Source organism: Desertimonas flava, assembly GCF_003426815.1.
In the GTDB taxonomy this organism is placed as follows: Bacteria; Actinomycetota; Acidimicrobiia; order Acidimicrobiales; family Ilumatobacteraceae; genus Desertimonas; species Desertimonas flava.
In genome coordinates this window covers 143,916-152,631 of record NZ_QKYK01000012.1, presented here as the reverse complement: position 1 = coordinate 152,631, position 8,716 = coordinate 143,916, and the positions used below count along the sequence as shown (strand labels likewise).

10 protein-coding genes are annotated in these 8,716 nt (G+C 72.1%); 8 read left to right on the top strand and 2 right to left on the bottom strand.

Features of this window, described 5'->3' with window-relative positions; genetic code table 11:
• The 8 genes from DN771_RS15655 to DN771_RS15620 form a co-directional block, all read left to right on the top strand.
• Window positions 1–944: tetratricopeptide repeat protein (locus DN771_RS15655; RefSeq protein WP_162942005.1), on the top strand; the 944-nt coding region annotated here is incomplete at its 5' end.
• Between the two features lie 35 nt (window positions 945–979).
• The gene (locus DN771_RS15650) at window positions 980–1,423 is read left to right on the top strand and encodes an NUDIX domain-containing protein (protein WP_116998473.1); all 444 of its coding nucleotides are present in this window, start codon (window positions 980–982) and stop codon (window positions 1,421–1,423) included.
• Window positions 1,420–2,745 carry a replication-associated recombination protein A gene (locus tag DN771_RS15645; RefSeq protein ID WP_116998472.1) on the top strand — a complete coding sequence of 442 codons (1,326 nt, stop codon included), beginning with the start codon at window positions 1,420–1,422 and terminating at the stop codon, window positions 2,743–2,745. The genes DN771_RS15650 and DN771_RS15645 overlap by 4 nt, the downstream gene beginning before the upstream one ends.
• Window positions 2,742–3,098, top strand: a complete 357-nt coding sequence (locus DN771_RS15640; RefSeq protein WP_116998471.1) for a hypothetical protein — start codon at window positions 2,742–2,744, stop codon at window positions 3,096–3,098. Before DN771_RS15645 ends, DN771_RS15640 begins: the two co-directional genes overlap by 4 nt.
• A 16-nt stretch (window positions 3,099–3,114) precedes the next feature.
• Entirely contained in the window at window positions 3,115–3,465 is a 351-nt protein-coding gene (locus tag DN771_RS15635) for a hypothetical protein (protein ID WP_116998470.1), read from the top strand.
• A complete protein-coding gene (locus DN771_RS15630; protein ID WP_116998469.1) occupies window positions 3,465–4,889 on the top strand; it encodes an FAD-binding oxidoreductase in 1,425 nt (474 codons plus the stop codon). Before DN771_RS15635 ends, DN771_RS15630 begins: the two co-directional genes overlap by 1 nt.
• Complete coding sequence (locus DN771_RS15625; RefSeq protein WP_116998468.1) at window positions 4,880–5,749, top strand: FAD-binding oxidoreductase; 870 nt, start codon at window positions 4,880–4,882, stop codon at window positions 5,747–5,749. The genes DN771_RS15630 and DN771_RS15625 overlap by 10 nt, the downstream gene beginning before the upstream one ends.
• Before the next feature lies 1 nt (window position 5,750).
• Window positions 5,751–6,653, top strand: coding sequence for a phosphotransferase (locus DN771_RS15620; protein ID WP_116998467.1), 903 nt, complete (start codon window positions 5,751–5,753; stop codon window positions 6,651–6,653).
• Between the two features lie 82 nt (window positions 6,654–6,735).
• Here the strand turns inward: DN771_RS15620 and DN771_RS15615 are convergent, their stop codons facing one another.
• Together DN771_RS15615 and DN771_RS15610 are read right to left on the bottom strand one after the other, a co-directional pair.
• Complete coding sequence (locus DN771_RS15615; RefSeq protein WP_116998466.1) at window positions 6,736–7,149, bottom strand: hypothetical protein; 414 nt, start codon at window positions 7,147–7,149, stop codon at window positions 6,736–6,738.
• Between the two features lie 125 nt (window positions 7,150–7,274).
• Complete coding sequence (locus DN771_RS15610) at window positions 7,275–8,672, bottom strand: aldehyde dehydrogenase family protein (protein WP_116998489.1); 1,398 nt, start codon at window positions 8,670–8,672, stop codon at window positions 7,275–7,277.
• Window positions 8,673–8,716 lie beyond the last annotated feature (44 nt).

Sequence of the window (8,716 nt, the reverse complement as noted above, 5' to 3'; positions counted from 1 at the left end):
GCAGCGGCTCCGGCCGTGCCGGGCGATCGGGCCCCAGCCGTGACGGCCGGCCGGCGCGCGGCGGCCGCGGTCGGCCGGAACGGGCACCCGAGCGCGAGCTCACCGCCGCGCAGAAGCGTGCCGCCGAGGTGCGGGCGCGGCGCGAGCCGCGCACGCCCCGCGATCCCGACGCCGAGCGGCAGCGGATCGAGTCACGCGAGATCGAGCAGTGGATCGACGAGGGCGAGGCGTCCGACCTCCGCGAGGAGGCCGCCGAGGCCGCGGCGCGGGCGGGTCGTCCGGCACGAAGCAAGCCGCGGGCCACGCCGCCGATCGATCCCGAGGTGGCTGCACAGATCTCCGCCGAGGCGTCCGACCGCCGCGTCGCCGAGCGGATGATCTCGAGGCTCGGCCAGGCTCAGGATGCCCTCGACCACGACCGGCTCGACGAGGCCCGCCGGGTGATCGGGCCGATCGTCAAGACCGTGCCCGGCGTCGCCGCCGTCCACGAGGTGTCGGGCCTGGTCGCCTACCGGCTCGGCCGCTGGCGAGACGCGGTCCGGGATCTCGAGGCCGCTACCGCCCTCAAGCCGAACGTGGAGCTGCTCCCCGTGCTCGCCGACAGCTACCGCGCCCTGCGTCGCTGGACCGACGTCGATCGGGTCTGGCTGGAGATCCGCGAGGCGTCGCCGGCGCAGGCGGTCCTCGCCGAGGGACGCATCGTCGCCGCCGGTGCGCTCGCCGATCGTGGCGATCTGGCCGGCGCGATCCGCACGATGGGCAACGTGCCGGCGTCGCCGAAGCGGGTGCGTGACCACCACTTGCGCCTGTGGTACGTGCTCGGGGATCTGCACGACCGGGCGGGCAACACGCTGGAGGCGACGCGCTGGTTCGAACGCGTCAGCCGCCACGACGCCGACTTCGTGGACGTCGCCCAACGCCTCCGGTCGCTCGGCCGGCGTTGACGCGTTCGGCCCGGCCTGGTTCGTAGGCTCGGGTCGTGGCCAGTCGTCATTTCCGGGCCGGCATCGTCGCCGTCGTGAGGCGGTCCGACGGCGCGATCTGCGCATTCGAGCGGGCCGACGCGCCCGGGAGCTGGCAGCTGCCTCAAGGGGGCATCGAGCCAGGTGAGGAACCCACCGACACGGCGTGGCGCGAGCTCAAGGAGGAGACCGGCCTCACGGCGTCCGACGTCGAGCTCGTGGCCGAGTACGGCGAATGGGTGGCCTACGTGTGGCCCGAGCGGGTCGCCGCCGGCCGCAAGGGGATGGGCCAGGTGCAGCGCTGGTTCACGTTCCGGCTGGTCGACGACGGCGTCGAGCCGACCCCCGACGGATCGGAGTTCACCGCGTGGCGGTGGGTCGACGAGGCCTGGCTGATCGACAACGTGGTGGCCTTCCGCCGCCCGGCGTACGAGCGGGTGCTCGGCGCGGCATCGTCGTGAGCGACGACCTGTTCAGCGCGGCGGCGAGCGAGCGGCTCGCCCGGCAGGCGCCACTCGCGGCCCGCCTGCGCCCGCGCACCATCGACGACGTTGTGGGGCAGGATCACCTACTCGGCCCCGGGCGGCCGCTGCGTCGCCTCGTCGAGACCGACGCGTTGTCGTCGGTCCTGCTCTGGGGCCCACCCGGAACCGGCAAGACGACGCTGGCGCTGGCCGTCGCCGGAAGCACGTCGAAGGAGTTCGAGCAGCTGTCGGCCGTGACGGCGGGCGTGAAGGACGTGCGCGAGGTGATCGAGCGCGCCCGGCAGCGGCTCGGCGAGTTCGGTCGCGGCACGATCCTGTTCCTCGACGAGATCCACCGGTTCAACAAGGCCCAGCAGGATGCCCTGTTGCCCGCCGTCGAGGACGGCACGCTCACGCTGATCGGAGCGACCACCGAGAATCCCTTCTTCGAGGTCAACCCGCCGCTGCGCAGCCGGTCGACGCTGTTCCGGTTGGAGCCGCTCACCGCAGACGCCCTGGGCGTGCTGATGCGGCGCGGCGTCGAGGCGCTGGGCACCACGGCCGACCCCGAGGCCGTCGACCTCATCGTGGCCCGATCCGGCGGCGACGGGCGCCAGGCGCTCACGTCACTCGAGGTCGCCGCCGCCCTCGCTCACCCGCGTCCGATCGGCCTGGCCGATGCCGAGGCCGCCCTGTCCACCAGCGCCGTCCGCTACGGCCGCGACGACCACTACGACGTGGTCAGTGCGTTCATCAAGTCGATGCGGGGTTCCGATCCCGACGCCGCCGTGTACTGGTTGGCGCGGATGCTCGAGGCGGGTGAGGACCCGCGCTTCATCGCCCGCCGGATGACGATCTTCGCCAGCGAGGACATCGGCATGGCCGATCCGCAGGCGTTGCTCGTCGCCGTCGCCGCTCACCAGGCGCTCGAGTTCGTCGGCCTGCCCGAAGCGCAGCTCAACCTGTCGCAGGCGGTGGTCCACCTGGCCACGGCACCCAAGAGCAACGCCAGCGCGATGGCGATCTGGAACGCCCGCAGCGATGTCGCCTCGGGCGCGCTCGGTGAGGTTCCCTCCCACCTGCGCGACAGCCATTACCAGGGGGCGAAGGTACTGGGCCACGGTGCGGGGTACGAGTACCCTCATGCTCATGAGGCCGGCTGGGTCGCTCAGCAGTACCTGCCCGATGAGCTGTCGGGCCGCACGTGGTATCACCCGACCGACCATGGCCGAGAACGCGACGTCGCGTCGCGCATGCGACACGATCGGCCACGAGATGCCAGGCAGGAGCCGCAGATGAACCAGGAGGATCCGTCATGAGCGCCGGCGAACTGGCGCTCGTCGTCGGGGCGGTGCTGTGCGCGCTGGCGTTCGCCGCCCTGGCCGTCACGCTGGTGAGGGTGCGCGACACCGTCGGTGAGCTGCGCACCGAGCTGCGCGATCTCCGTCAGACGAACCTCGACACCCGTGCCGCCGTCGTCGACGCGCTCGACGAGGCGCGGCGCGACCTCGACCGGTTCGATCACCTGTTGGGTTCGGCCGAGGCGATCAGCGGCGCGGTGGGTCGGACGAACCGGGTCGCCCGGGTGGCCATGTCCACGCCGGCGATCAAGGCGGCGGGTGTCGCCACCGGGACGTCGCGAGCGATCAAGCGTCTGCGGGGGCCGGCATGAGCCACCGGGGTGAGCGATGAGCCGCCGGGCCGTCTGGTTCGTGGGTGGGGCTGCCGCCGGTGCATCGGGGGCGGTCTACGTCAAGCGCAAGGTCACCAAGGCGGTCGACCGTGTCGTCGACACCGTGCGGCCGTCCAACGTGGCCAGCTCGGCCACCGGCGCTGTGCGCCGGGCCGGGCACCGTGTGACCGAGGCGGTGCGCGAAGGCGTCACCGCCGCCCGTCGCCGGGAGCGCGAGCTCAAGGCCGAACGGGACGGACGGCTCGTCCGGCTCGGTGACTACCTGTCGGACGGCGACGAGGTGATCGTCGACGGCGAGCCGGTGGAGTCGGCTCGCGTCATCGTGATGCGCCAACGCCAACCCTGATGGCCGCGTCCCCGCTCGTCTCGTCGCTCCGCGCGGCGCTCGACCCGACTCGCGTCCGTGACGCGGCGAGCGAGCTGTCGCTCTACCGTCACGACGCGTCGCACCTCGAAGGCGCGGCCGCGGCGGTGTGCTTCCCCACGTCGACCGACGAGGTCGCCGCGTGCGTTCGCATCGCTCGGGAGCACGGGGTGCCGTTCGTCGCTCGTGGCTCCGGAACCGGCCTGGCCGGTGGTGCGGTGCCTCCCGACGGCGCCGTCGTGATCTCCCTCACCAAGATGAATCGCGTGCTGTCGGTCGATCCGGTCAGCCGCACGGCGTGGGTGGAACCCGGCGTCTTGAACCTCGACCTCTCCCGGTCGACCGCCTCCGACGGCCTGCACTTCGCCCCCGACCCGAGCAGCCAGCAGACGTGCTCGATCGGCGGCAACGTCGCCAACAACTCCGGCGGCCCGCACTGTCTCGCCGACGGGGTGACGACCAGCCACATCCTCGCCCTCGAGGTGGTGCTGCCCGACGGCGCCGTCACCGTCCTCGGCGGCGAGGACCCCGAACCCGACGGCTACGACCTGCGGGGCGCGTTCGTGGGGAGCGAGGGGATGTGTGGCGTGGCGACGGCCATCTGCGTCAAGCTCACCCCCAACCCGCCGGCCACGTCCCTGCTTCTCCTCGACTTCGCCACCGTCGCCGACGGCGCGGCCACCGTCAGTGCGATCATCGCCGCCGGGGTCGTGCCGGCTGCGCTCGAGATGATGGACCGGCTGTGCCTGGAAGCCGTCGAGGCCTACATCGGCGCCGGGTTGCCGGTCGACTCGGCGGTCGCCCTGCTCGTCGAGCTCGTGGGGCCGCCGGCCGCCATCGCCGCCGACACCGACCTGGTCACCGGCATCGCCCGGGCCCACCGTGTGCGGACGGTCCGCGTCGCCGCCGACGAAGCGGAGCGGGCGTTGCTGTGGAAGGGCCGCAAGTCGGCGTTCGGAGCCATCGCCCGGATCAAGCCGAACTACTACCTGCACGACACGGTGGTCCCGCGCCGGGTGCTGCCAGACGTGCTGGCCAAGGTCTACGAGATCGCCGCCGCCCACGAGCTGCTCGTCCTGAACGTGTTCCACGCCGGCGACGGCAACCTCCATCCGCTGCTGGTCTACGACGCCCGCGAGCCGGGCGTGATGGAGCGCGTCGAGGCCGCTGGTCGCGAGATCGTGTCGGTCTCCGTCGCCGCCGGTGGCGTGCTGAGCGGCGAGCACGGCATCGGGCTCGAGAAGCGCGACCTGATGCCGCTGATGTTCAGCGCCGTCGACATGGCCGCTCAGGACTCCCTCCGTTCGGCGTTCGACCCCGACAGGGTGTCGAATCCGGGAAAGGTGCTGCCGAGCCCCGCCCGGTGCGCCGACTTCCAGGCGGTCCCCGCGGGCGCATGGATCTGAGGGAGTTCGCCGAGGCCATCGGCGACAGCGGGCCGGTGACGGTCACCGGCGCCGGAACGCGAGGCGGTCCCGTGAGGGAAGCCACCGTGGTTCGCGCGCCGGCCGGGATCGAATGGCTGCAGCCCGAGGAGATGACCGTGTGCTGCGGCGCGGCGACGCCGGTCGACGAGCTTGCCGCAGCACTGGCCGAGCACGGCCAGCGCGTCGCCCTGCCGTCCGGTGGCACCGTCGGGGGCGCCCTCGCCATGGGCCGCAGCGGCACCTGGCGGCTCGGCTGGGGTCCGACTCGCGACGCACTGCTGCAGGCCCGCTACGTGTCGGCGTCGGGCGACGAGGTCAAGGCGGGCGGGCCGACCGTGAAGAACGTCAGCGGGTTCGACCTGTGCCGCCTGCTCGTCGGATCCCGCGGGACGCTGGGGTTCATCGGCGAGGTGATCCTGCGGACGTGGCCGATGGCGCGGCACTCGCAGTGGTTCTCGACAGCGACCATCGAGCCCGACGAGCTGCTCGCCCGGCTGCACCGCCCGACCTCGCTGCTGTGGGACGGCACGACGGCCTGGGGCCTGCTCGAAGGGCACCCCGACGACGTGGCGGCCGCCGCTGCAGCCGCCGGGCTCGTGCCTGCCGACGGACCCCCGGAGCTGCCGACAGCGGGCCGATGGTCGATCAGGCCGGCGCAGGTGAGGTCGCTCACGGGCCGGTTCGTCGCCGAGGTGGGCGTCGGGGTGGTGCATCACAGCGAGCCAGCGCCCGCGCGCGACGTCGCCCCTGCAGTGCGCGAGCTCACCCGCCGCATCAAGCACAACTTCGATCCGGCGGGCCGGCTCAACCCCGGCGTCGACGTGCTCGACGCCGGCTGAGATGCTCGCCGCCTCGCCGTTCGTCGACCGCCCCATCGGCGACGAGGCGTCGGCCAGGCCGCTGGCCGAAGCACTCGCTGGTCGGCTCGGCCTCGGCGAACCCGTGCTGCTGCGGGCGGCGATGAACGCCACCTACATCGCCGGTGACGTCGTGATCCGCGTCGGCCGGACGACGGTGCCCGGTCACGTGGCCTACGACCTCGCCGAGGTGCTCCTCAGTGCCGGGATCAGCGTTCCGGCACCGGCGTCCGGGCACCCGGTCGAACACGACGGTGACCTCACGGCGACCGCCTGGCAGCGGATCCCGACGGTCGACGGCGGCGCCGACTGGCGCACGGTGGGCGAGATGGTCGCCCGACTTCATGCCCTGGACCCGGCAGCGGTGGGCGGCTATCCGGTGCCTCCGGCGACGTCGTTCCCGTGGTGGCACTTCGACGCGATGCTCCTGCGGGTCGAGCCCTTCGTCGACGCCGCCGACCTCGACGTTCTCGCCGCCGCCGCCGCCCGCGTCGCCGGCTGGGAGGACTCCGTCGCTCGTGAGGCGTGGGTGCTCTGTCACGGTGACGTCCACCCCCACAACGTCGTCGCCGGGCCGGACGGGCCGGTGATCGTCGACTGGGACCTCCTGTGCATCGCCCCGGCCGCCTGGGACCACGCGCCGCTGCGCTCGATGGTGGAGCGATGGGGAGGCGACCCGGCCTGGTGTGCCGACTTCGCGGCCGGCGCCGCTCTCGCCGGTGACGACGAGCCGCTCGTCGAGCGACTCGTCGAGGGACGCCTGCTCGCCGCGACGCTGATGCGGGTGATCGCCGAGGGAGCGGACCGTTCGGACGACTCTGAGGCGTCCCGTCGCCTCCGATGGTGGCGACGGGATCCCGACGCTCCCTACTGGTCGGTCGTCTGACGTCCCATTCCGCACCCACCGGTGAGAGGACTCGGCACGTCAGCCGACCGAGTCGTCACCTACAGCACCTGCCACGTTTCCTTCACGCAGCCGGGACCGGGGAGACGAGGTCGAAGTCGGTGTACTCGTCGTCGTAGGCGCTCCACATGACATTGCCGCCGGGACTCGCGGCGGGAAATGCCAGCACCACCAACGAGAACGCACCCGGGAAGAGCTCGTCCGGCGCGATGTAGTCGGTCGCCTCGACCTGCTGTCCATCTGGACCGACGTAGACGGCGCCGAACGCGTCCAACGTGACGGGCTCGGTCGTGGTGACCTCGACGATCACCACGAGCTGCGTCGCAGCCGTCGAATGGTATGACTCGACGACGGTGGCTGTGACCGGCCCCGACGTCACGGGCTCGCCGGCGGGTGGCTCAGGCGTGGTTGCTCGTGCGGTCGCGGCGCCGGTCGTCGAAGCTGCCGCGGCGAGCAAGATCAGAACGAGTCGCTTCACGGTTTCCTCCCCAGTTGTTGCTCGCCCACCGTCAACGAGCATCGCGCGATTCTTCTCGCGTGCGTGCATGACGGTGCTCCTCGCCACCCGGCCGGAGCTCGCCGACCGGACCGTCGAGATCCTGGTCAGAGGACTCGGCGCAGGATGGCTTCCTTCCAGCGCTTGTAGGGCGGGTAGAGGATCGGCGGATCGGGCTTGGTGGGCCGCGAGTACACCGCCCGCCGGTGGGAGAAGCGATCAAAGCCGGCCTCGCCGTGGTAGGCGCCGGTGCCGCTCGGACCGATGCCACCGAACGGCAGATCGGGGATGGCCACCTGGAACACGGCGTTGTTGATGCCCACGCCGCCCGAGCGGGTGCGCTCGATGACCCGCTCGGCTGCAGCCTCGTCGGAGCTGAACACGTAGAGGGCGAGGGGCCGCGGGCGATCATTGACGAACTGCACCGCGGTGTCGACGTCGGGCACGGTGAGCACGGGCAGCACCGGACCGAAGATCTCCTCCTGCATCACGGCCGCTGCCGGGTCGACGCCGGCGAGCACGGTCGGGGCGATGTACCGCTGATCCCGGTCGGTCAGACCACCGGTGACCACGGCGTCGTAGCCGCCGGCGTCGATGAGACCCTTCACCCTGTCGAAGTGACGCTCGTTGACGATGCGGCCGAAGTCGGGGGAGACCTTGGCGTTCTCGCCGTAGAAGTCGTGGACGGATCGCAGCACGGCGCCGAGGAAGCGGTCTTCGACCGATTCGGCGACGAGGACGTAGTCGGGTGCCACGCACGTCTGGCCGGCGTTGGTGAACCGTCCCCACGCGATGCGTCGCGCCGCCACGTCGATGTCGGCGTCGGCGGCCACGATCGCCGGGCTCTTGCCGCCGAGCTCGAGGGTGACGGGGGTGAGATGTTCGGCCGCCGCGCGCATGACCGCCTTGGCGACGTTGGCGCCACCGGTGTAGACGATGTGATCGAAGGGCTCGGCGAGCAGCGCCGTGGTCTCGTCCGCACCGCCGGTGACGACGGTGACGAGTCGTTCGTCGAGGTATCTCGGGACGAGCTCGGCGATCGCCGCCGCGGTGGCCGGGGCCAGCTCGGACGGCTTGAGCACGGCGGTGTTGCCCGCGGCGAGCACGCCGACGAGCGGCCCGAACGTGAGCTGCACCGGGTAGTTCCAGGGGGCGATGATCAGCACGGTGCCGAGCGGCTGGCGGACGATGCGGGACGAGCCCGGGCGGAACGTGAGCGGCGTCTTCACCTTGATCGGCTGCATCCACGCACGCAGGTGGTCGACGGCGTGGTCGATCTCGCCGATCGTGAAGCCGATCTCGGTCGTGTAGGCCTCGACGGCCGGCTTGCCGAGATCGGCGCGGAGCGCTTCGGTGAGCACGTCCTGCTGCTCGCTGAGGAGGCGGCGCAGCTGGGAGAGCTGGGTGATCCGGGCCTCGGCCTCATCGAGGGCACCGGTTCGGGCCGACTCGCGGAGCCGGGCGAGCGCTTCGGCAGGTTGGTCGGGGCCGGTCGAGTCACTCATGGATGGCCAGGTTGGCACGCCGGCGACCGTCACGGGTAGCGCAA